We start from the raw sequence: 23,331 nt of genomic DNA, 5'->3' as shown, positions 1-23,331 counted from the left end.
AGATGAACGACGAATTTAAAGGCAAAAGCGGCAAGGTAAAAGTGATGTACGTACGTGATGAGGATGGCGGTCAAAAGCCGAATCCCCGTACCGGCAAAGGCGGCCGTCCTGCTGCGCGCCAGGAAGATAATCGTCGTTCTGGTCCTCGCAGCAGTGCACGTAATAATGAAGAAGGTGGCCGTAGCGGCGCACGCAGTTCGGCACCGCGCGGTGCGAGCAATACCGAACGCGGCCGCAGCTTTGGACGTCGTGACGATCGTGGTGACGACAACCGCAGCTTCGGTGATTCGCCGTGGCGCACCGTTTCTCGTCCACCGGTTGCCGATGACAGCCAACTGGATGAGGCCGCGAACAAGCCGGTGATCGATCCAGAGCAGATTCGCCGTCAGCGTCAGGAAGAGACGCGCGTCTACGGTGAAAATGCCTGTCAGGCGCTGTTCCTGAGCCGTCCGGAAAGCATCGTGCGCGCCTGGTTTATTCAGAGCGTAACACCGCGTTTCCGCGAAACCCTGCGCTGGCTGGCGGCCAACCGCAAAGCCTATCACGTGGTTGAAGATGCTGAGCTGACCAAAGCCTCAGGAACTGAACATCACGGTGGCGTGTGCTTCATCATTAAAAAACGCATGGGCATGCCGGTTACCGAGTGGCTGACAAAGGCACCGACCAAAGATTGCGTGCTGGCGCTGGAAGATGTCAGCAACCCGCACAACCTTGGCGGCATTATGCGTAGCTGCGCGCACTTCGGTGTGAAAGGTTTGCTGGTGAATGATGCTTCGCTGCTGGAATCGGGTGCGGCAGTACGTACCGCCGAAGGTGGTGCTGAGCACGTACAGGCAATCAGCGGCGAAAGCTTTGCCGATGGTCTGGAAGCGTTCCGTAAAGCGGGTTACACCATCGTTACCACCTCAAGCCACGAAGGCACACCGCTGGCGAAAGCCGAGCTGCCCGCCAAAATGGTGCTGGTGTTGGGTCAGGAGAGAGAAGGTCTGTCAGACAGCGCTTTCCAGCAGGGCGATCTCAGCCTGTCGATTGGTGGCACCGGCAACGTTGAAAGCCTCAACGTGTCCGTGGCGACCGGTATTCTGCTTGCCGAATGGTGGCGTCAGAACGCATAAAAAAACGGGCCGCAAGGCCCGTTTTTATTTGTGTCGCTTAGTGAGCGCCGCCGCCACCACTGCCCGCACCGAATGGTGGACGCGCAAACCACACCAGCACCAGCAAGATCAAGAACACACCCGCCGATGCCCAGAAAATCTCATTCGCCGAGATAATCAGCCCCTGATTGGTAATTTGCTGCGCGATATACGCCGAGGCCTGCTGCTGGGTCATGCCCAGACTTTCCAGCTGGTCATACATCTGCTGTGAATTGACGTTGTACGGATTCACCGACTCCGACAGATAGCTGTGATGCATCGATTCACGGTTACTCCACATAGTGGTAGTGATCGAGGTACCGATGGAACCCGCCAGCGTACGCACGAAGTTCGACAGGCTCGATGCCGCCGCCATACGTTCTGGCGGTAAGCCTGAAAGCGTAATGGTGGTAAGTGGCATAAAGAAGCACGCTACCGCAAAGCCCTGAATAAACTGTGGCCACGCCGATGCACCAAAATCCATCCCCGGCTCAAACGTGTAGGCACGCCAGTAGAAACAGACGGCATACATGATGAAGCTGAAGGTCACCAGCTTACGCATATCCAGCTTGTGCGCGAAGCGCCCAATGATCGGCGACAGGATTACCGGCAGAATCCCCACCGGTGCCGACGCCAATCCGGCCCAGGTGGCGGTGTAGCCATATACCTCCTGTAACAGCTGCGGCAGTAAAACTATCGAGCCGAAGTAGAGCATATAGGCGAGGCTTATCGATAAACAGCCGATGGTGAAGTTGCGCATCTTGAACAACGACAGATCGACTATCGGATGGTCGTCGGTGAGCTCCCACACCAGCAACACCAATAGCGCCACCACGGCGACCACCATCAGCACAATGATTTCGGTGGAGCTAAACCAGTCGAGCTCTTTACCACGATCCAGCATCACCTGCAGCGAGCCAATGCCCACCACCAGCAGCACTAAGCCCACCATATCGATCGGGCGGATTTCGGTTTTGGTTTCACGTCCGCGCAGCGTTTGCAGCGTCAGCAACACCACCACCAAACCAATCGGTACGTTGATGAAGAAGATCCAGCCCCAATGATAGTTATCACTGATCCAGCCGCCCAAAATCGGGCCGCAGATCGGCGCGACAATCACCGTCATCGCCCACAGCGAGAGCGCCACGCTGCGTTTCGCTGGCGGATAGTTGTTTAGCAGCAAGCTCTGCGACAGTGGAATCAGCGGACCGGCAACCACGCCCTGAATGATACGGAAGAAGATCAGCATCTCGAGGCTTTCGGACATGCCGCACGCCCAGGACGCCAACACAAACAGAATGGTCGCCCAGGTAAACAGCTTCACTTCACCGATGCGCTTCGCCAGCCAACCGGTAATCGGAATCGAGATGGCGTTTGCCACCCCGAAAGAGGTAATTACCCATGTGCCCTGTGAATTCGAGGCACCGAGGTTACCGGCGATGGTCGGAATCGCCACGTTAGCGATGGTGGAGTCGAGTACCTGCATAAACGTCGCCAGCGACAGGGCGATGGTCATCAGGACTAACGGCGCACCTTCAAGCGGTTTTTGTGCCATAACAGCCTCCCGCGGCGTTAGTCAGCGTTGGCACGAACGATGTCAGTAATCAGCTGGTTAACCGGCGCGAGGTCGATTGCCAACGCATTACTTTCATACGCGGCTTGCGAACGCGCGGCACTGGCCAGCGTGGCGCCATCTTTGTTCTGCGTGTCCACTTTTACCAGCGTGGAAAGGCCGATACGCAGCGGATGTTCCGCCACTTGTTTTGGATCCAGCTCGATACGCACCGGCAGACGCTGAACCACTTTGATCCAGTTACCGGTGGCGTTCTGTGCAGGCAGCAGCGAGAAGGCGCTGCCGGTACCCATATCCAGACCTACCACTTTGCCGTGATACTCCACGTCATCGCCGTAGATATCGCTGATCACCGTGGCCGATTGACCGATACGCACACCGGCAAGCTGCGTCTCTTTGAAGTTCGCGTCGATCCACAGATTGGTGGATGGCACCACCGCCAGCAGCGGCGTGGTGGTGGAGATTTGTGAGCCAACCTGCACGCTACGACGTGAAATGAAGCCATCAATCGGGCTACGAATCTCGGTACGCTGCAGCGCCAGCCAGGCATCGCGCAATTCAGCCGCACTCTGCTGTACCGCCGGCTGGTTTTCCAGCGCGGTATTCAGAATCATCGCCTGATTAGCGTTGTATTGCTGCACTGCCACATCCAGCTGTGCTTTGGCGGTTGCCACGGCATCACGCGAGTGTTGCAGTTCTTCGCGACCAATCAGATTAGACGCGCCCAGCGGCTCGCGGCGTTTCAGGTCAGCTTCGGCCTGTTCTAACGCGGTTTGCTGCAACTTGATGGTGGCTTGATACTGCTTACCATTGATCATCAGCTGGTGGGTTTGACGCACGCTGGTGGCCAAAGCGGTCTGCGCTTTCTCAAACGCCTGCTCGGCATCGGTTTTATCCAGCGACACCAGAACATCGCCTTTCTTCACCACGTCGGTGTTATCAAACCACACTTTGTTTACGCTGCCGGAAACCTGCGCCATCACCTGCACCTGGTTACCTGCCACATAGGCATCATCGGTTTCCTGGAAGTGACGCAGCACCAAATACCAGTAAGCCAGATACGAAACACCAATAATTACAAACACGATAGCCAGCAGGATCAGCACACCTTTGCGCTTCTTCTTTTTATTCGCTGGCTGTTGCGGGCTTTGAGCTTCCGCTGTCGCACTCATGTCGTTCTCCACGTTTTCCATTTAGTCGGGATGTGCTGATCCTTCAACACGGTTGCCCGAGTCGAAAAAGCCAGCGCTTGAGCGCTGGCCGGACAAAAGGGGATTAAAATAGCGATTTCGGAAGGTGATTGTGTCGCACTTCTTGCTATTAGCGCGACAGGGAAGCGATAACCTGATCTTCGTCCATTTTATCGAGACGGTTAAGTAACTTACGGGTAATTGATTCCAGCTGATCCTGCTCGTTAGTGGAGAGCGAAGACCACAAGTATTGCAGGCTCTGATGCTGCGGTGGCAGCAGCTGGCGCAGGAACTCATTACCTTTTTCGGTCAAATGCAGATGCAGGCAGCGACGATCGTTCTCGCTTTCACGGCGTTCGATCCAGCCGCGCTTCTCCAGCTCATCGGCAATGCGCGTGGCATTGGTGCGTGAAGAGCCGAGGGCAGAACTCAGTTCTGAAGGCTGAATGCTCTGATTTTCCTGCGCATCAAGGGTAATCAGCGCCATGAATAAGGTCTCGTTAATTCCCTGCGCCTTCAACATTTTGTTGCGATTATCCAGCAGTTTTCCCTGCATATGCATGCACAAGCGGGTCAGAATGATCTCCTGCAGCGGAAAATCTTTATGGCGGTTAGCACGGATGTTTAGCATCTGTTCAATGGGAGTAAACGAACTTTCCATTTTAAAAAAAACCTCTTAGTTGCAACTGGTATAGTAATGATGGTGACAGATTAAGCGTAGTCACAATTTCCGCAGGTGATTGTTAGTACGATCACATTGTCAACATCTGACATTCCAGGTTGTTCCTTAACCCAGGGCATTTCGCCCTGACATCCCGCCTGATCATGCAGGCAGCCGATGTCATCAATTGATCCCGGGAAACCTTTTTACTGATAAATAATTTCGCGAGAAAAAATAACTCTGGTGAATAACTGCGCTGCTAACCATAACAAAGCCAATCATCAATGAACAGTATCGCTCAGCGGTTTGGTCTCATCTTTACGATTTCTAAACACTTTTAGCACGCAGCTTGTCCACTAAAATCAAGGTGTTGATTAACATGCTCTTAACAACATCCGCGCGGAAGCGATACCAGCAAAAATGATGGAATTCGATCGCTAATCAGGAAGCGTTCATTGCGCGAGGAGAACAGAGATAATCATTTGTGGGTAATAGTAACCGAAAAAATTATTTCAATGGTGTGTTAATTAACAGGACGTACCAGTGCGCTATAGCGCACGCTTCGCTTATCGGGGGATGAGAAAGGGTAAGGAAGAAACTTGCCGTAGCTGCGCAATTTATTGCGCTGAGTGATTTTAGTGCATTTATCGCACGAAAAACGGCGCGATAAATCGCGCCGCCACAATACCAACGCTAATGTAAACGCGTTACTTCGCTGCCGCCAGTGCGTCCTGAATCCACTTATCGAATTCCGCCTGGTGACCTTTGATCCAGCCATCAACGTGGCCATTGATATCGGCTTCAGAAGCGTGGCCTGCATGCATCGCTGCATTCTCGGCGTTGATGTCGCCAATTGGCAGCTTCATCTCAGCAAACAGTTTTGCCGCAGCCGGATTTTTCTCGGTCCAGGCTTTGTTGGCGACAATGTGCATGGTGTTCACCGGGAAACCGTAGTTAGCACCGTTCGCCAGCTTGGTATCAACTTTGCTCTGCTCGCCTGGCAGTGAAGAGAACGGCACCTGCAGCCATACCACATCTTTACCCGGCTTCAGCACATCGCTGACCCAATACGGTGTCCAGGTGTAATAGAACACCGGTTTGCCCTGCTTAAAGCGCGTGATGGTATCGGCGATCATCGCTGAGTAGTTGCCCTGATTGTGCTCTACGGTATTGCTCAGCTTGTAGGCATCAATCTGGTGATTAATCACCGCTTCACAGCCCCAGCCTGGCGTACAGCCGGTCAAATCCGCTTTGCCATCGCCATTGGTATCAAACAGCTCGGCGATTTTTGGATCTTTTAGCTGCTCGATATTGGTGATGTGATACTGCTCGGCGGTTTTCTTATCGATCAGGTAACCCTGCGCAGCGCCACCGACGTAAGTGCCCTGGCGATAAAACTTGGCATCGCCGCCCGCTGCTTTATACATATCGTCGTGCAGCGGTTTCCAGTTAGTGGCAATAAAGGTGGCATCACCGGCTGCGATAGTGGTGTATGCCACGTTGTAATCAATCTCGCTTGGCTTCTCAACGGTATAGCCGAGTTTCTCCAGCGCGCGGCTCACCAGCAGCGTCTGGAAGGTCTCTTCAGAGATGGTGCTTTGAGTCGGTTTAACGGTGATGCCTTTACCGGGCAGGTCGGCGGCGGACACGTGCGTCGCGGCGAACGTCGTCAGGACGGCAGCGATGAGAGCTGTCTTGCGCATAGTCATTCCTTATTTTACGTGTTACGTCGGAGACGGGCGGCCGCAGCGGACCGCCCATTGAAATCAGGCTTTTTTACTGAAAGGGCGCATCAGCAGACCGAGCGGGCCAGTGCTGTACCAGTGGCGGCTGCCACGGCTGCGGCTGTCGCGCCCCATCGACTGGGTCAAGCGATCGAGGATGATAGCGAGAATCACGATGCCCACGCCGCCGACGGTGGCGAGGCCCATATCCAGGCGACCAATGCCGCGCAGCACCATCTGACCGAGACCGCCAACCGCGATCATCGAGGCGATCACCACCATCGACAGCGCCAGCATCAGCGTCTGGTTTACGCCAGCCATGATGGTCGGCATCGCCAGCGGCAGCTGCACTTTGAACAGCATCTGACGCGGGCTGGCTCCGAAGGATTCACTCGCTTCAATCAGATCGGCTGGCACCTGCTTAATGCCAAGAATGGTGAGGCGCACAATCGGTGGCAGCGCAAAGATAATGGTCACCACCACGCCCGGCACGTTGCCGATACCAAACAGCATCACGATCGGCACCAGATAAACGAAGGCGGGCGTGGTCTGCATCGCATCCAGCAGCGGACGAATAATGCGCGCGGCACGTTCACTGCGCGCCAGCCAGATGCCGAGCGGCAAGCCGATGATGATGCAGAACAGCAGGGCGGTCAGCACCAGCGCCAGCGTTACCATCGCCTGCGACCAGGCACCAATTGCGCCGATGGCAATCAGCGAGAGCAGCGTGGCAATGCCCATCGCCGGGCTGGCAATCTGCCAGGCGATCAGCGCAAACACCACAATCGCCACCGGCGCGGGCATGCCGAGCAGTAACTGCTGGAACGCGCTGAGGATGTAATCCACCGGCACGCGAATGCCCTGAAACACCGGACGGAAATGGCTCACCACCCAATCGATGCCTTCGGTTACCCAGCTATCGAGTGGAATCCAGGTTTTATGGAACGGATCCATGATGTTGAAATGTTCTGGCGCGGGAGCGGGCGCGCTGCTCAGCCAGTCGCTGCTGCTGCTGGCAGCATTGCTGGCGGCATCGTGGCCACCGCTGCTGGCGGCTGACGGATCGCCCCATGCATCGGCGCTATTATCCGCAGGCGCGGCACCGCCGCTCGCCCAGGGATCGCTGCTGCTGGCAGCGGCGCTACTATCGGTTGTGGCAGGTTGCTGGGTGGTCTGGCTGGCGCTTTCCCACGGATTCGCTGTTTGTTCACTCATGATTAGGCTCCTTCACGGTCTAAAGCACGCAACAGCATGCTTTTCGAAATGATACCGACGTACTGATTCTCCTCGCTGACGACCGGCACGGCGCAGGGCGCTTGTGCCACATGCGATAGCAGATCATTCAGGGAGGTATCGGCAGGAACCGCTAACGGCGTGTCGAGCAGCGCGCTATCCAGCCCTTCACCGGCCGCCAGCGCGGCTTTCAGTGAATCGGTGGAGACCACACCAACAAACTTCTGTTTCTCCAGCACATAGCCATATTCGCGATCTTCATCCTGCAGCAGCTTGATGGCGGAACGCGGACCAAAACCGGCGGCTTTACGGATGAGTGAACCTGCGCTGCGACGCGCAATATCTTTGGCGCTAAACACGTGACTGATATCGACGCCGCGGAAGAAGGTGCGTACATAATCGTTGGCAGGATTATTGAGGATTTCATCCGGCGTGCCGACCTGCACCACTTCGCCGCCCTGCATAATGGCAATACGGTCGCCAATACGCATCGCTTCATCGAGGTCGTGAGAAATAAATACGATGGTACGCTGATGTTTCGCCTGCAGTTTTACCAGTTCATCCTGCATTTCGGTACGAATCAGCGGATCAAGTGCTGAGAAGGCTTCATCCATTAATAAAATATCAGGATTAATCGCCAATGCGCGGGCTAATCCAACGCGTTGACGCATGCCGCCAGAAAGTTCATCGGGATAAGAGTGAGCGTAATTATCCAGACCAACCTGACGCAATGCTTCCAGCGCTTTTTCCTGACGTTCCGCCAAAGCGATGCCAGCTAATTCCATGCCAAAAGCAGCGTTATTTAGCACCGTCATGTGCGGCATTAATGCGAAGGATTGGAATACCATGCTGATCTTATTTCTGCGTACTTCACGCAGTTCCGATTCCGATATTTTGGCAATATCGACACCGTCTATGATTACCTGGCCGCGCGTGGGCTCGATCAGACGATTGAGAAGGCGAACCATGGTGGACTTACCTGAACCTGAAAGCCCCATGATGACGAAGATCTCGCCTTCTTCAATGGCCAGACTGGCATTTTTGACGCCAACAGAGAGACCGGTTTTTGCCAGAATACTCTCTTTGCTTTCGCCTTTATCGATCAGCTTAAATGCCTTTTCGGGATTATCCCCAAATACCTTATATAAATTCTTTACTTCGAGTTTAATTGCCATGCAGTAATTAATTTCCCGGTTAAATGTTTAACTATTTCTTGTTGTGGTCCTGATTAAATTTAAGCGCCCTATACCCTAGCATAGTGAAATTATCTGACAACCCTGAATGGCGATATTCGGTGGCGCACGCAGCGGTCAATGGCTAAAATCGCCAGTGCTCACAAGGGATGCGCGTAGATTAATTTTTTATGAAGGAGAGTGGGGTTTATCACTATTTCATGGCGGAAATGGTGTCAATGGCGTGAAAAAAGATGTTGTGAGGGAAAATAGAGAATGGCGGTTTAGGGATATTTAAATGTCAATTATGACGAGGCGATGGAAATAAACCTGGAATCCAGGTCGCCATCAATGGCGACCCTACGATGTAAGGTGCGCATTAATGCGCACCGGGTTTTAATGTTAAAAATTCCAGTCTTCGTCTTCGGTTTCTACTGCTTTGCCCATGACATAGGAAGAGCCTGAACCCGAGAAGAAGTCGTGGTTTTCATCGGCGTTAGGCGACAGCGCGGACAAGATCGCCGGGTTCACTGCGGTCAGTTCCGCCGGGAACAGCGCTTCGTAGCCGAGGTTCATCAGCGCTTTATTGGCGTTGTAGTGCAGGAAGGTTTTCACCTCTTCCGCCCAGCCGACTTCGCCGTACAACGCTTCGGTATACACCACTTCGTTTTCGTACAGCGCCAGCAGCAAATCAATCGCGAACTGTTGCAACTCTTCACGGCGACCAGCATCAACATTTTCCAGCGCTTTTTGGTACTTATAGCCGATGTAGTAACCGTGAACCGCTTCGTCACGAATGATCAGACGAATCAGGTCAGCGGTGTTGGTCAGCTTGCCACGGCTTGACCAATACATCGGCAGCCAAAAACCGGAGTAGAACAGGAACGATTCAAGGAACACGCTGGCGATTTTCTTCTTCAGCGGATCCTCGGCGCGATAGTGCTCCAGCACAATCTTCGCCTTGTTTTGCAGCGCTTCATTCTCTTCACTCCAGCGATACGCCGCATCGACATCTGCGGTGTTACACAGCGTGGAGAAAATCGAACTGTACGAACGCGCATGCACCGCTTCCATAAAGGAGACGTTCGACAGCACGGCTTCTTCATGCGGTGTAATCGCATCTTCCATCAGACCCGGCGCGCCAATCACGTTCTGGATGGTGTCGAGCAGCGTCAAACCGGTAAACACTCGAATGGTCAGCTGCTGTTGCTGGTGGTCCAGCGACTGCCACGCCGGCAGATCGTTGGAGAGCGGCACTTTTTCCGGCAGCCAGAAGTTGCTGGTAAGTCGGTTCCACACCTCGAGGTCTTTCTCGTCCTGGATGCGGTTCCAGTTAATCGCTTGAATTTGTTTTAGTTGCATAGTTTTCATCACAGTGAGCAGGAGACGCAGCCCTGCACCTCGGTGCCTTGAAGCGCCATCTGGCGCAGACGAATGTAATAGAGCGTTTTGATGCCTTTCTTCCACGCGTAGATCTGCGCTTTGTTGATATCGCGCGTGGTGACGTCGTCGCGGAAGAACAGCGTCAGCGACAAGCCTTGATCGACGTGCTGCGTGGCTTCGGCGTAGGTATCAATAATCGCTTCCGGCCCAATCGAGTACGCATCCTGATAAAGGTCGAGATTGTCGTTGGTCATAAACGGAGCCGGATAATAGACGCGGCCAGTTTTGCCCTCTTTACGAATCTCAATGCGCGACACAATCGGGTGAATGCTGGAGGTCGCATGGTTGATGTACGAGATCGAACCGGTTGGCGGAATCGCCTGCAGATTCTGGTTGTACAGCCCATGCTGCATCACCGCTGCACGCAGCGCTTGCCAGTCGGCCTGCGTTGGCAGAGCAAGTCCGGCATCAGCGAACAGTTTTTCCACACGCGCGGTGCGCGGTTGCCACGCTTGTTCGGTGTACTTATCGAAATATTGACCGCTGGCGTATTTCGAGTCGGCGAAACCGTCAAAACTCTTCTGATGCTCCTGCGCCAGCAGATTCGAGGTGCGCACGGCGTGATAGGTGACGCAATAGAAGTAAAGATTGGTGAAATCCAGCGCTTCTTCTGAACCGTACGCCATGCCTTCGCGCGCCAGATAACCGTGCAGGTTCATCTGGCCGAGGCCAATCGCGTGCGAGCGGCGATTGCCTTCCGCCACCGACGGCACCGAATTGATCTCACTCATCTCGGAAACTGCGGTCAGCGCACGCACGGCAGTTTCCACGGTTTGCGCCAGATTGCGTGAATCCATGGCATGGGCAATGTTGAGCGAGCCGAGGTTGCAGGAGATATCTTTGCCGACGCGACGGTAGCTGAGATCGTCATAGAACTCGCTGGCGCTGTTGACCTGCAAGATCTCGGAACAGAGATTACTCATGTTGATGCGGCCGGCAATCGGGTTGCTGCGGTTCACGCTGTCTTCGAACATGATGTACGGATAGCCCGATTCAAACTGAATCTCCGCCAGCGTCTGGAAGAAATCGCGCGGCTTGATATAAGTTTTGGTGATGCGATCGTCAGCCAGCATCTCGTCGTAATGTTCGCTGATGCTGATATCACCAAAGGCTTTGCCGTAGATGCGCTCAACATCGTACGGCGAGAACAGCGCCATATCGCGATTCTCTTTCGCCAGCTGGAAGGTGATATCCGGGATCACCACGCCAAGCGACAGCGTTTTGATGCGGATCTTCTCGTCGGCGTTTTCGCGTTTGGTATCCAGGAAACGGAAAATATCCGGGTGATGCGCATTCAGCCATACCGCGCCTGCGCCCTGACGCGCACCAAGCTGGTTAGCGTACGAAAACGCATCTTCCAGCATCTTCATCACCGGAATCACGCCCGATGACTGGTTCTCAATGCGCTTAATCGGCGCACCTGATTCACGCAGGTTGGAGAGCAGGAACGCTACGCCGCCGCCGCGTTTCGACAGCTGCAACGCCGAGTTCACCGCGCGACCAATCGATTCCATATTGTCTTCGATGCGCAGCAGGAAGCAGGAGACCAGCTCGCCGCGCTGCTGCTTACCGCAGTTAAGGAAGGTTGGCGTAGCCGGCTGGAAGCGACCGCTCAGCATTTCTGCCAGCAGCTCGCGCGCTAAGGTTTCATTGCCGCGTGCCAGCGTCAGCGCCACCATGCAGGCGCGTTGTTCGAAGGTTTCCAGATAGCGTTTGCCGTCGAAGGTTTTCAGCGTGTAGCTGGTGTAAAACTTCCACGCACCGAGGAAGGTGTGGAAAGCGAAACCCGCCGCATCGGCTTCATCGTGCAGCTGGCACAGGAAAGCGAAATCGTACTGATTTAGCACTTCAGCTTCGTAGTAGCCTTCGGCCACCAGATAGCGCAGACGTTCGCCCGCAGAGGCAAACTGCACGGTATTGGGTTGCACATGCTGCAGGAAGAACTGGCGCGTCGCTTCGTGATCTTTGCTGAACTGGATGCGGCCATCGGCGTCATACAGGTTCAGCATCGCGTTAAGCGCGTGGTAATCCGTTAGCGAGCTGTTTAGGGTGTCTGTCGTTGCCAAAATTGGGTCACTCCCGCTTTTACATTAGCGATATCGTCGGGGGTTCCCATCAGCTCAAAGCGGTAGAGATAGGGAACCTGACATTTCTGCGCAATGATGTCGCCCGCCAGGCAATAACCTTCACCGAAGTTGCGGTTACCGGCAGCAATCACCCCGCGAATCCCGCGTCGGTTGGCATCATCATTGAGGAATTGAATCACTTGTCTCGGTACGGCTCCGCGCGAACTGCCGCCGCCGTAGCTCGGCACCACTAAAATGTAGGGCTGTTCGATATGCAGGCGCTGCGTGCCGTCAACCGGAATACGGCGGGCAGGCAGCCCAAGACGCGTGATGAATCGGTGCGTGTTTTCCGACTGGCTAGAGAAATAGACCAGTGGAAACATGGCTTATCCCCCGACGGCCGCGAGCTGGCGCAGGCTGGCAATTTTGTCGGGACGGAAGCCACTCCAGTGATCGTCTTGCGTCATCACCACCGGCACCTGGCGATAGCCGAGAGATTTGAGGTTGTCGATGGCTTCTGGTTGGGTATCAAGGTTGATCAGCTGATAGTCGATACCTTTGCGGTCCATGGCATTTTTTGTCGCATTGCACTGGACACAGTTGTCTTTGGTGTAAATAATAATGCGCATGATTCGTATTTCCCTTTGATTGCGGTCAGATTGCGAGATACGAAGCAAATTCCTGTTTGCATCGAACTTCGTCCTTGACGACATTTGGTAGCTGGTTGATGGGTTGAATACTAGATGTAGTGATTAAAAGGGTCAAGCCCACCAGATATAGGGTTTTGTTATTTTGATCTTCGGATAATCGCTAAGCCCAGAGATCATGCGCCTTCCAGGCCGGAAAAATTTTTTGTAAAGGGAATGAGGTGGGAAGGTTGGTTGGATTTTGTGCGATCTGGACCTCATCCCAGCCCTCTCCCACTTGCGGGAGAGGGAAAGCGCGTACTATCTCGCGCCCACAAAAAAGCCCCGCATCAGCGAGGCTTATTGAGTCTACTTACAGGCTTATCGGCGTGAAGACACCAGCAGCGCACCTAGCACTAAACCGATTGCCGCACCCACGCCGACGCCGTGCCACGGCTTGTCGTGTACATAGGCATCAACCTGAGTACCGGCGTCACGCGCCGCTTGCGATACGCGACTCTGTCCGCCGCTCAATTTGGCACGCGTCTGCTTCAGCAGCGCCTGCGCCTGGCTGCGTGCGCTATCAACCTCATCTTTAGCTTCACTGCCATAAGATTTGAGTAACGCCTCTAGCGAATCGGCCAGTTCGTTTACATCCTGATTAATATCAATGTCATCGTTTTTTGCGCTTCGATTAAACATTTTTTAGCTCCCTTTGATTTAAAACGTAATACTCAGTGTAGACGAAGCGTGATTAAACGCAGGGATGTGCCAGGCTTTAGGGAAAATTCCGAATGCCCATGCCATCCTGCTGCTGTAAGGTTGCGGGGCTGTGAGAAGAGAGGAGCAAGCATGTATTTACGACCAGATGAGGTAGCGCGCGTACTTGAGAAAGTGGGCTTCGAAATGGATACCCAAACGCCAAAAATTTACGGTTATCGTCGCGGCGATAACTATGTGTACGTCAATCGCGAAGCGCGTATGGGACGGACCGCCTTAATCATTCACCCGACGCTGAAAGAGAAAAGCCAGAGCTTTGCTGAACCGGCCTCAGAGATGAAAACCTGCGATCACTACACACAATTCCCACTCTATTTAATGGGCGATTCGCAGGAGCATTACGGTATTCCGCACGGCTTCAGCTCGCGCGTTGCGCTTGAGCGTTATCTGCAAGGCGTATTCGGCGCCTGATCTTGCGCCCCGTCAACGCGGGGCCGCAAATCCTCACTTAATCCTTACCTTCTGCCCCGTTGCAAATCCGCACGCTGACGCGTATAACCCTGTGTCCATATAGATGTTCAGACGTCCATACGGATAAATATGATGCAAACTCAGGATACGCCTCCGCAGGAAAATTTTAAGCGCACCATGAAAGTACGGCATCTGGTGATGCTGTCGCTTGGCGGTGTGATCGGAACCGGACTGTTCTTCAATACCGGCTACATCATCTCCACCACCGGCGCAGCCGGTACCTTGCTGGCCTATCTGATTGGTGCGCTGGTGGTGTGGCTGGTGATGGTCTGTCTCGGCGAATTAGCTGTTGCGATGCCGGAAACCGGCGCGTTCCACGTCTATGCCGCACGCTATCTCAGCCCGGCCACCGGTTATACCGTCGCCTGGCTTTACTGGCTCACCTGGACGGTGGCACTGGGTTCCAGCCTGACCGCCGCCGGATTCTGCATGCAGTATTGGTTCCCGAGCGTGCCGGTGTGGACGTGGTGTCTGGTGTTCTGCATCGCTATTTATCTGCTGAATATCGTCTCAACGCGCTTCTTTGCCGAAGGTGAATTCTGGTTCTCCATCATCAAAGTGATCACCATCATCGCCTTTATCATTCTCGGCGCAGGCGCGATCTTTGGTTTTATCCCGATGAAAGACGGCAGCGCCGCGCCGGGATTGCACAATCTCACCGCTTCCGGCTGGCTACCACACGGCACGCTGCCGATTCTGATGACCATGGTGGCGGTCAACTTCGCTTTCTCGGGCACGGAATTGATTGGTATCGCCGCCGGTGAAACTGAGCAGCCGCAAAAAGCGCTGCCGCTGGCGATCCGCACCACCGTGGCACGGTTGATCATCTTCTTTATCGGTACGGTATTCGTGCTGGCGGCGCTGATCCCGATGGATCAGGCTGGGATCGTCAAAAGCCCGTTTGTGCTGGTATTTGAAAAGATCGGCATCCCGTATGCGGCGGATATCTTCAACTTCGTGATCCTTACCGCCATCCTCTCCGCCGCCAACTCCGGCCTGTACGCTTCTGGCCGCATGTTGTGGTCGCTGGCCAATGAGAAGACGCTGCCGCGCTGTTTTGCGCGCGTTAATCGTCGCGGCATTCCGGTGCTGGCGCTGACCGTAAGCATGATTGGCGGCCTGCTGGCGCTGTTCTCCAGCGTGATTGCGCCGGACACGGTGTTTGTGGCGCTGTCGGCGATTTCCGGTTTTGCTGTGGTGGCGGTGTGGCTCAGCATCTGCGCCTCGCACTATGTGTTCCGTCGTCGCCATCTGCAGGCGGGCGGCAGCTTGCAACAGCTGGCGTATCGCGCGCCGCTCTATCCGTTGACGCCGATTCTGGGTTTCCTGCTTTGCCTGCTGGCGTGCGTCGGACTGGCGTTCGATCCGTCGCAGCGCATTGCGCTGTGGTGCGGCATTCCGTTTGTGCTGTTCTGTTATGCCGCATACCATGTCACGCAACGACGCAAGTCATCCCTTAAGGCTGAGGAGGCCAACGATGTCGCGTAATCCCATCGCGCAGGCACTAACCCAAACTGACACGCTGATTCTCGATGGTGCGCTGGCGACCGAGCTGGAAGCGCGCGGCTGCAATCTGGCCGATGCGTTGTGGTCGGCCAAAGTGCTGGTAGAAAATCCTGAGCTGATTTATCAGGTGCATCACGATTACTTTGCCGCTGGCGCGCATGTGGCGATCACCGCCAGCTATCAGGCCACGCCGCAGGGTTTTGCTGCGCGCGGATTAGATGAAGCGCAGGCGCTGGCACTGATCACCCAGAGCGTACAGCTGGCACAGCGCGCGCGAGACGACTATCGCGCATCCTCGGGCAGCACCGCGCCATTGCTGGTGGCCGGATCCGTCGGGCCATATGGCGCGTTTTTGGCCAATGGCGCGGAGTATCGTGGTGATTACGCGCTGCCGGAAGAGGAGATGAAAGCGTTCCACCGTCCGCGCGTGAAGGCGTTGCTAGAAGCGGGCGTCGATCTGCTGGCCTGCGAAACGCTGCCGTCCTTCGCTGAAGCGCAGGCGCTGGTGAGTTTACTGGCCGAATTCCCTGCCAGCAGCGCATGGTTCTCCTTTACCCTGCGCGATGCCGAACACATCAGCGACGGTACGCCGCTGAGCAAAGTGGCGGAGCTGGTAAATGCGGCACCGCAAGTGGTGGCGATTGGCATCAACTGCGTGGCGCTGGAGAGCGTGACGCCCGCTCTGCGCAGCTTACAGGCGCTGTGTGACAAACCGCTGCTGGTCTATCCGAACTCCGGCGAGCAGTACGACGCCAGCAGCAAAACCTGGCATTCGGCGCCATCGGGTTGCACGCTGCACGACAAGTTCGCCGAATGGCAGCAGGCTGGCGCACGTCTAATTGGCGGCTGCTGCCGCACCACGCCGCAGGATATCGCGGCGATTGCTGCTTGTTGTCAACCGCAATAAAGCGCAGAAAATCATCAGTGATAGCGCGATTAAGCACAGAAGGGCAGTTTACACTGTCCTATCTGATGCTAAAGCGGACCTGCTATGAACCTGCGACCTCTTTTTCCTGCCTGTGCGCTGCTGCTGAGCGGCTGCGCCACTATTGTCGGCACTGAAACGCAACCGGTAAAAATCGACTCCTTGCCACAAGGCGCGCGTTTCACCGTGCAGGATGAGACCGGCCGCGCGGTGGCACAGGGTTATACGCCGCAAACCGTTGAGCTGGCGAAATCGACCGGGAATTATTTTGGTAAGAAGCACTATCAGGTGATGCTGGAGAGTCCGGGCTACGTGCCGCTAACCTTGCCGATCGAGGCCAATGCTAATCTGTGGTATTTGCTGGGCAATATTCCGCTGTTGGGCTTCCCCGGCTGGCTGCTGGTCGATCCCTTTTATGGCGGTATGTACGATCTCAAACCTGAACATCCGCAGCCGAAGCTGAACGTCGTAGGCGCGCGCGGATAATTACGCCGCCATTTATGGCGTAATGCCGCTCACTTGAGCAATAAATGCTTATGTATGAAGGTGCGCATGAATGCGCACCCTACGAAAACCTCGGCAAACAGCTGTAGGGTCGCCATTTATGGCGACCTGGTGCACATGAATGCATAGACAACGTTTACTGCGCGGTGGGCTTCACCATCGCATTGGCGCTTTTATGCTGCGCCAGATGTTGCTGCTGGAAGATGCACATGCGGATGGTGTTGCGGTATTCGCCGTTGATGAAAAATTCGTGCTTCAGTACGCCTTCCACCTCAAAACCCAGCTTGGTGTAGATATGCACCGCCTTCTTATTCTCTTCATCGACAATCAGATAGAGTTTGTAGAGATTCAGCACCGAAAAGCCGTAATCCATCGCTAACTTTGCCGCTTTCGTGGCTAAGCCTTTGCCCTGATGTGAGGGATCGATAATGATCTGAAACTCAGCGCGGCGATGCACGTGATTAATCTCGACCAACTCCACCAAGCCGGCTTTGTGCCCATCATGCTCGACCACAAAGCGACGCTCGGTTTGATCGTGGATGTGTTTGTCATACAGGTCAGAAAGCTCGACGAAGGCTTCGTACGGCTCCTCAAACCAGTAGCGCATCACGCTGGCGTTGTTATCGAGTTGATGCACAAAGCGTAAATCTTCCCGCTCCAGCGGACGTAACTTAACCGTCATACGGTGTTCCTTGTTGTTGAATGTTGTTCCACGCTGCGGCCCTGCGCCATGCGCGCCGCGCGATCGCACATGTGATCGATCACATCCGGATCGTGGCTGACCAGCACCATGGTTAACCCATCTTTCTGCTTCAGATCGTTGAGCAGGTTGAGGATCTCGGCTTGCACCGACATGTCCAGCGCCGAGGTCGGCTCATCCAGCAGCAGGATCTTTGGTTCCAGCAGCAGGGCGCGCACAATTGCCACGCGCTGGCGCTGACCACCTGAAAGCTGATGCGGATAGCGATCTGCCAGCGCTGGATCCAGCCCGACATGGCGGAAGCCGGCATTAATGCGGTCATCGATATTATCACGCTTGAGCATTTTCAGCGGTTCCGCCAGCGTGCGACGCAGGCGATGACGCGGATGCAGTGAAGCGTAGGGATCCTGAAACACCATCTGCACATCGCGACGCAACTGGCCGGTGAAGGCTTTGCCGGGCTGCACGGCGGTGCCCGCCAGCGACATGCTGCCGCTCCAGTGCGGATTCAATCCCGCCAGCACCCACAGCAGCGACGACTTGCCGCAGCCGGACGGGCCAACCAGACCAAAACACTCACCGGCCGCGACCTGCAGCGACACATCGTGCACCACGGTGCGTAACTCGTAACCTTGCTTGTGTGAAACGCTGAGGTTCGATAACTCAATCATAATTCTTCTCCAGCGCTGCGCGATCCAGCACCGGCAAGCGCTCGCCGTGCGTGGCTTTACTCGGACGACAGGCCCACAACGTGCTGGTATAAGGATGGCTGGCGTTGGAGAGCTCGGACGCCGGCAAGGTATCCAGCACGCGGCCCTGATACATCACCATCACGCGCTCGCAGTGTTCGGAAACCTGCTGCAGATCGTGGCTGATCAGCAGCAAACCCATGTTGCGCTGCTCCACCAGACGACGAATCAGCGCCAGCACCTGATCGCGCATTGCGTGATCGAGCGCTGAGGTCGGTTCATCGGCGATCAGTAATACAGGATCGGTGATCAGGGCGATCGCCAGCATCACTCGTTGACCCATGCCGCCAGAGAGTTGATGCGGATAGCGCTTCATCAGCTGACCCGGATCGGGCAAGCCAACCGCATCCAGCATCTCGCACACTTTCTCTTTACGCTCGGCGCGGCTCAGTTTGTGGTGCAGCACCAGCGGTTCTTCCACCTGCCAGCCAATAGTGCGCGTGGGATTAAGCGCATATTTCGGATCCTGCATCACCATCGCCACTTTGCTACCGCGCAGCTGGATCCAGTCGCGTTCGCGCAGGCTCAGCGCATCGGTGCCAACAATCTGCAAACGCTCGGCCTGCAAATGCAGCGAAGGCGACAGCAAGCCCATCAGCGTGCGCGCGGTGAGCGATTTACCGGAACCGGATTCACCCACCAGCGCCACGCGTTCGCGGCCAATTTGAAAGCCGATGTTATCGACCAGCAGCGCATCATCGCTGCGAATCGTCAGGCCTTGTACATCAATTAACAGATCATTTGGCATGACGAGTATCCAGTCGGTCACGCAGGCCATCGCCTGTCAGGTTAAACGCCAGGCTGGCGAACAGAATCGCACCGCCGGGTGCGGCGGCAACCCACCATTGGTCGAAGATCACTTTACTGCCTTCTGCCACCATCGATCCCCATTCAGCGGTAGGCGGTTGCACGCCCATGCCGAGGAAGCCGAGGCCAGCGGCTGAAAGAATGATTCCGCCGAGGCTCAGCGCGGCGCGTACCACCGCCGTTGGCATACACAGCGGCAGAATATGACCAAACATCAGGCGCAATCCGGTGATGCCCTGCATGCGCGCGGCGGCGAGGTAATCACTGCGGCGCAGCGCCAGCGTTTCCGCCCGCGCCTGACGGGCAAACGGCGGCCAGCTGGTAAGCGCCAGCGCCAATGCGCCATTCATCAAGCCGGGGCCGAGCATGGCGACCAGCGCCAGCGCGATCACCAGATTCGGCAGCGACAGGAAAATATCGGTAATGCGCATCAACACGCGCTCGGTCCAGCCGCCCACGTAACCGGCGGTGATGCCGACCAGCAGGCCAACCGGAATGGTCAGCACCAGAATCAGCGACACCAGCAGCAGCGTTGGGCGCGCGCCGTAAATCACGCGTGACAGTAGATCGCGGCCAAAGCCATCGGTGCCGAACCAGTGCAGCGGCGACGGCGCCTGCAAACGCTGTGAAATGATCTGCGCATTGGGATCAAAGGGCGCCAGCAACGGCGCGAACAGCGCCATCGCCACCACAATCAGCACCAGCGTCAGGCCGATGGTGAGCGAGGTCACGCGCGCGCGGCGGCGGCGCGGACGCAGCGTTTCCAGTTCAGAGAGTTGTTGAGTCATCGGGTTCTCGGATCGGTTAACCAGGTCAGGGCATCGGCCAGTGCGTTGAGCAGAATAAAGCAGCTGCCAATCAGCAAGGTCGAGCCGAGAATCGCCGGTACATCAGAGGAAAACAGCGCGTTGGTCATGTAGCGACCAACGCCCGGCCAGGCAAATACCGTTTCGGTCAATACCGAACCTTCCAGCAGCGTGGCGTAGGAGAGGGCGATAACGGTAATCAGCGTGCCCAGCACGTTGGGGAAAATATGACGCAGCAAAATGCGGCCACGGCTGGCACCTTTAGCGCGCGCCAGTACCACGTACTCTTTGCTGCTCTCTTCCAGCAGCGCCGCGCGCAGCAGGCGCGTAATGCCCGCCATCGCCAGCAGGCCGAGAATCACTACCGGCAGCCACAAATGGGCAATCGCATTGCGGAACATCTCGGGATCGCCGGACATCCAGCTATCAATCAGCACAAAGCCGGTTTTCGGCTCCAGCGTGTAGATCCAGATGTCATCGAGCTGGCCCGGTCCGGCGGACCAGTGCAGCACGGCGTAAAACAGCAGCAAACCCAGCAGGCCGAGCCAGAACACCGGCACCGAGTAGCCAAGCAGCGACACAAAGCGCGCCACGTTATCGATGATGCTGCCCGGTTTCCACGCCGCCAGCAGCGCTAGGGCAATGCCGAACACTGCAGCAAAAATCATCGCGCAGGTCGCCAGCTCAATGGTGGCGGGGAAGGTACGCATCAGGTCGGCGCTGACCGGTTGATTGGTTAGGTGCGATAAGCCGAGATCGCCGCGCGCCAGATGGCTGATATAGCGCCAGAACTGCACCAGCACCGGCTGATCGAGGCCGAGATCGTGGCGCACCTGCGCGTAGGTGGCTTCGCTGGCGTGATCGCCGGCGATCTGTTGCACCGGATCGACAGGCGACAGGTGCGACAGCATAAAAGTGAACGCTAACAAACCGACCAACGTCACCAGCAGCGAAAGCAGGCTGGTGACAATGTGGCTAAAACGTTGCCAGATTGGCCGGGCGAACCCGGCCTGTGAAGCTGACACTGCCATTACTTAGAAACCTGCGAGTAATAGACCATGTCCGGGTTGATGCCCTGCACATAGCCTTGCAGATTGTCGCGCAGCGCAATCAGGTTTTTCGCCTGCAAGCCAATCACGTACGGCGAGTTCTTCAGCACTTCACGCTGCATCGCCTGATAAAGTTCGACACGCTTGTTGTTATCGCTCTCGGCGGTGGCGGCCAGCGTTTGCTTGTTCAGCTCTGGGATATGCCAGTCAGAACGGTAAGCCACGGTTTTGCTACCATCTTCCGGGTTGTAAGCGAAGGACGCAGCGTTGGTATTAGGATCGAAATAGTCTGCGCCCCAGGCATTCAGGGTGGCTTCGTATTTGTGCGCTTTCACGCGGGTAGAGACTTCAGAGCTCAGGCCAGGCTGCACTTCAACCTTCACGCCGCCTTTAGCAAAGCTGCCCTGCAGCGCCTGCGCGATATCGAGGTAAGGCGGCTGATTGCTGGTGGAGAGCTTAAAGCTGACGTTAGTCAGACCGGCTTTCTTCAGAATCGCTTTGGCTTTCTCAGGATCGTAGGTATAAGGCGTGTCGTTGATTGCGCCGAGGAAACCTTTCGGCAGGAAGGTCTGATGCACGTCGAACTGGCCTTTCAGCAGGTCGTTAGCGATACCTTTATAGTCGAACAGGTAACGAGCCGCTTCCCACAGCGCCGGGTTCTTCAGCACCGGATTTTCACCAATGTTGAACTGGATGTAATAGAGCGATGCCATCGGAATCGCTTCGGTCTTCACACCCGCTTTACCTTTCAGCGAGGCGATTTGATCCGCGCCGAGGTTACGCGCGATATCCACATCGCCCTGTTCCAGCAGCAGACGACGCGCAGCCGGTTCCGGGACGTTTTTGATCAGGATATTTTTCAGCTTCGGTGCGCCCGCCGGTGATGTTGGGTTGGCGCTCAGCAGAATCGCTTCATGCAGCACCACTTTACGAATCTGATACGGGCCGCTACCGGCAGAGTGGGTGCCGAGCCACGCGTGGCCGAAGTCACCGTTCTTCGCGTTGGCCTGCGCGGTTTTCTCATCAACAATCGAAGAGACTGGCGCAGAGAGTAGGCTGAGTACATAGGCCGGGCTGACGTTGGCGCTCCAGCTGATCTGTACGTGGTTGTCATCAACCTTCTTCAGGAAGGTATCGACGTTATCTTTATTCCAGCCAAGTTGGGTAAGAATAAAGGAGGGATCGAGGTTGAGTTTCACCACGCGACCCAGCGAGAAGATCACATCTTCCGGACGCAACGGATTGCCGCTGGCGAACTGAGCGCCTTTGCGCAGTTCAAACGTCAGGCTGCGATTATCGCTGCCCGCTTGCCAGGAGGTCGCCAGCGTTGGTTTTAAATCGGTGGGATTGGTCGGATCGGACTGAACCAGGCGCTGATAAATGTTAGTGAATGCTTGCACTGTTGTGAGCTCAAAGCCCTGCGCGGGATCGAAGCTATCGGCATCGTCGGTGGACTGGGCAATAACCAGCGTATCTTTCGGCGTCGCTGCCTGAACAGAGAAGGCGGCTACCAGCGATAACGCCAGCAGTGATGGAATAATTTTTTTCATGTTGTTTCCTTGCCTAAAAAAAGTAACGCGAGTTTACGAGAGCGCAGCAGTGAAGAATAGTCAATTTAAGGCTATGCATATGCATTAATGATCTAAGTCGGGTGGTTCAGTTATAAGGGTTGAAAGCTGTGTGGCCTTCGTAGGGTCGCCATTCATGGCGACCAATAATTCTTATATCAACTCAACTGCAACGAAATATAAATGATCTGTGATTAACCAATAATTAACTTTACTTCGTTCCTTCCGGGAATATAATGGCCGCAATTTCAAAGCAGGAGAGTTCAGTTGGACAGTCACCCTTTTAGTTGGCATCACAAGGCAAGCTGACGCGCGAACTTTTTTGTCGCTGCTTGCCACCCTGGCGGGCAGCAATCCTCCCTTTTCTGATGATTGTTCCCTTAAAACGACACTGTAACGGGCCAAAGCCCGTGGGGATATCATCATGCACATGATTTTTAACACACTTTTCCCTCCGCCTCGATACGCGCGCTGAACCCCAGCGTGCTGATTTGCGCTGCGCATTAGACAGATTGCGTGGTGTTTACCTTCGTCTTTATTTATTACTCGTTATTTTTCGAGCGACTCTTTTCGTCTTTAATTTCCGGGAGGTGATATGGAAATTCCCGACAGGTTATTTTTAATTTAAAAAACGCATTGCCGTTA

22 protein-coding genes are annotated in these 23,331 nt (G+C 55.4%); 5 read left to right on the top strand and 17 right to left on the bottom strand.

Annotation, left to right across the window (positions count from 1 at the left end):
* The first annotated feature begins 2 nt into the window (after window positions 1-2).
* Entirely contained in the window at window positions 3-1,115 is a 1,113-nt protein-coding gene (locus tag NR302_RS14610; RefSeq protein ID WP_258143797.1) for a tRNA/rRNA methyltransferase, read from the top strand.
* A gap of 37 nt (window positions 1,116-1,152) precedes the next feature.
* On the opposite strand, the gene emrB is transcribed toward NR302_RS14610, so the two are convergent.
* The 11 genes from emrB to NR302_RS14555 form a co-directional block, all read right to left on the bottom strand.
* Window positions 1,153-2,688: a multidrug efflux MFS transporter permease subunit EmrB gene (gene emrB, locus NR302_RS14605; RefSeq protein ID WP_061723537.1), complete on the bottom strand. Its 1,536-nt coding sequence runs from the start codon at window positions 2,686-2,688 to the stop codon at window positions 1,153-1,155.
* 17 nt (window positions 2,689-2,705) lie between these two features.
* Window positions 2,706-3,878, bottom strand: coding sequence for a multidrug efflux MFS transporter periplasmic adaptor subunit EmrA (gene emrA / locus NR302_RS14600; protein ID WP_008101640.1), 1,173 nt, complete (start codon window positions 3,876-3,878; stop codon window positions 2,706-2,708).
* Between the two features lie 148 nt (window positions 3,879-4,026).
* A complete protein-coding gene (gene mprA / locus NR302_RS14595) occupies window positions 4,027-4,557 on the bottom strand; it encodes a transcriptional repressor MprA (protein ID WP_008101638.1) in 531 nt (176 codons plus the stop codon).
* Between the two features lie 707 nt (window positions 4,558-5,264).
* On the bottom strand, window positions 5,265-6,260 hold the full coding sequence (proX, locus tag NR302_RS14590; RefSeq protein ID WP_258143796.1) for a glycine betaine/L-proline ABC transporter substrate-binding protein ProX: 996 nt from the start codon (window positions 6,258-6,260) through the stop codon (window positions 5,265-5,267).
* Between the two features lie 63 nt (window positions 6,261-6,323).
* The gene (gene proW, locus NR302_RS14585; RefSeq protein ID WP_258143795.1) at window positions 6,324-7,496 is read right to left on the bottom strand and encodes a glycine betaine/L-proline ABC transporter permease ProW; all 1,173 of its coding nucleotides are present in this window, start codon (window positions 7,494-7,496) and stop codon (window positions 6,324-6,326) included.
* Window positions 7,497-7,498: 2 nt separating this feature from the next.
* Complete coding sequence (gene proV, locus NR302_RS14580) at window positions 7,499-8,689, bottom strand: glycine betaine/L-proline ABC transporter ATP-binding protein ProV (protein ID WP_061718054.1); 1,191 nt, start codon at window positions 8,687-8,689, stop codon at window positions 7,499-7,501.
* Window positions 8,690-9,088: 399 nt separating this feature from the next.
* Window positions 9,089-10,048 (bottom strand): class 1b ribonucleoside-diphosphate reductase subunit beta, encoded by a 960-nt coding sequence (gene nrdF, locus NR302_RS14575; RefSeq protein WP_036647504.1) that lies wholly within the window; start codon window positions 10,046-10,048, stop codon window positions 9,089-9,091.
* Window positions 10,049-10,056: 8 nt separating this feature from the next.
* A complete protein-coding gene (gene nrdE / locus NR302_RS14570; protein WP_374990628.1) occupies window positions 10,057-12,195 on the bottom strand; it encodes a class 1b ribonucleoside-diphosphate reductase subunit alpha in 2,139 nt (712 codons plus the stop codon).
* Window positions 12,174-12,578: a class Ib ribonucleoside-diphosphate reductase assembly flavoprotein NrdI gene (nrdI, locus tag NR302_RS14565; RefSeq protein ID WP_007886412.1), complete on the bottom strand. Its 405-nt coding sequence runs from the start codon at window positions 12,576-12,578 to the stop codon at window positions 12,174-12,176. Before nrdI ends, nrdE begins: the two co-directional genes overlap by 22 nt.
* A 3-nt stretch (window positions 12,579-12,581) precedes the next feature.
* On the bottom strand, window positions 12,582-12,824 hold the full coding sequence (nrdH, locus tag NR302_RS14560; protein ID WP_008101624.1) for a glutaredoxin-like protein NrdH: 243 nt from the start codon (window positions 12,822-12,824) through the stop codon (window positions 12,582-12,584).
* A gap of 378 nt (window positions 12,825-13,202) precedes the next feature.
* Complete coding sequence (locus NR302_RS14555; protein WP_064739626.1) at window positions 13,203-13,523, bottom strand: DUF883 family protein; 321 nt, start codon at window positions 13,521-13,523, stop codon at window positions 13,203-13,205.
* A gap of 150 nt (window positions 13,524-13,673) precedes the next feature.
* On the opposite strand from NR302_RS14555, the gene NR302_RS14550 reads away from it, so the two are divergent.
* The 4 genes from NR302_RS14550 (at window position 13,674) to NR302_RS14535 (ending at window position 16,989) form a co-directional block, all read left to right on the top strand.
* Window positions 13,674-14,012 (top strand): DUF2002 family protein, encoded by a 339-nt coding sequence (locus NR302_RS14550; protein ID WP_154155573.1) that lies wholly within the window; start codon window positions 13,674-13,676, stop codon window positions 14,010-14,012.
* A 132-nt stretch (window positions 14,013-14,144) separates the two neighbouring features.
* Window positions 14,145-15,560, top strand: a complete 1,416-nt coding sequence (mmuP, locus tag NR302_RS14545) for an S-methylmethionine permease (protein ID WP_101763440.1) — start codon at window positions 14,145-14,147, stop codon at window positions 15,558-15,560.
* Window positions 15,550-16,485 (top strand): homocysteine S-methyltransferase, encoded by a 936-nt coding sequence (gene mmuM / locus NR302_RS14540; RefSeq protein ID WP_258143794.1) that lies wholly within the window; start codon window positions 15,550-15,552, stop codon window positions 16,483-16,485. Before mmuP ends, mmuM begins: the two co-directional genes overlap by 11 nt.
* A gap of 84 nt (window positions 16,486-16,569) precedes the next feature.
* Window positions 16,570-16,989, top strand: a complete 420-nt coding sequence (locus NR302_RS14535; protein ID WP_008101619.1) for a hypothetical protein — start codon at window positions 16,570-16,572, stop codon at window positions 16,987-16,989.
* A gap of 154 nt (window positions 16,990-17,143) precedes the next feature.
* Here NR302_RS14535 and speG read toward each other — a convergent pair whose 3' ends face one another.
* The 6 genes from speG to NR302_RS14505 are packed head-to-tail and all read right to left on the bottom strand — an operon-like array spanning window position 17,144 to window position 22,668.
* Window positions 17,144-17,689, bottom strand: a complete 546-nt coding sequence (speG, locus tag NR302_RS14530; RefSeq protein ID WP_008101618.1) for a spermidine N1-acetyltransferase — start codon at window positions 17,687-17,689, stop codon at window positions 17,144-17,146.
* Window positions 17,686-18,378: an ABC transporter ATP-binding protein gene (locus NR302_RS14525; protein WP_258143793.1), complete on the bottom strand. Its 693-nt coding sequence runs from the start codon at window positions 18,376-18,378 to the stop codon at window positions 17,686-17,688. The genes speG and NR302_RS14525 overlap by 4 nt, the downstream gene beginning before the upstream one ends.
* Window positions 18,371-19,204 (bottom strand): ABC transporter ATP-binding protein, encoded by an 834-nt coding sequence (locus NR302_RS14520; RefSeq protein WP_258143792.1) that lies wholly within the window; start codon window positions 19,202-19,204, stop codon window positions 18,371-18,373. Before NR302_RS14520 ends, NR302_RS14525 begins: the two co-directional genes overlap by 8 nt.
* Window positions 19,194-20,051, bottom strand: a complete 858-nt coding sequence (locus NR302_RS14515; RefSeq protein ID WP_258143791.1) for an ABC transporter permease — start codon at window positions 20,049-20,051, stop codon at window positions 19,194-19,196. The genes NR302_RS14520 and NR302_RS14515 overlap by 11 nt, the downstream gene beginning before the upstream one ends.
* Window positions 20,048-21,100, bottom strand: coding sequence for an ABC transporter permease (locus NR302_RS14510; RefSeq protein ID WP_258143790.1), 1,053 nt, complete (start codon window positions 21,098-21,100; stop codon window positions 20,048-20,050). Before NR302_RS14510 ends, NR302_RS14515 begins: the two co-directional genes overlap by 4 nt.
* Complete coding sequence (locus NR302_RS14505) at window positions 21,100-22,668, bottom strand: ABC transporter substrate-binding protein (RefSeq protein WP_008101588.1); 1,569 nt, start codon at window positions 22,666-22,668, stop codon at window positions 21,100-21,102. Before NR302_RS14505 ends, NR302_RS14510 begins: the two co-directional genes overlap by 1 nt.
* Window positions 22,669-23,331: the final 663 nt, after the last annotated feature.

Source organism: Pantoea sp. SOD02 (assembly GCF_024707505.1).
Classification (GTDB): Bacteria; Pseudomonadota; Gammaproteobacteria; order Enterobacterales; family Enterobacteriaceae; genus Pantoea; species Pantoea symbiotica.
This window is presented reverse-complemented; position numbering and strand designations above follow the sequence as displayed.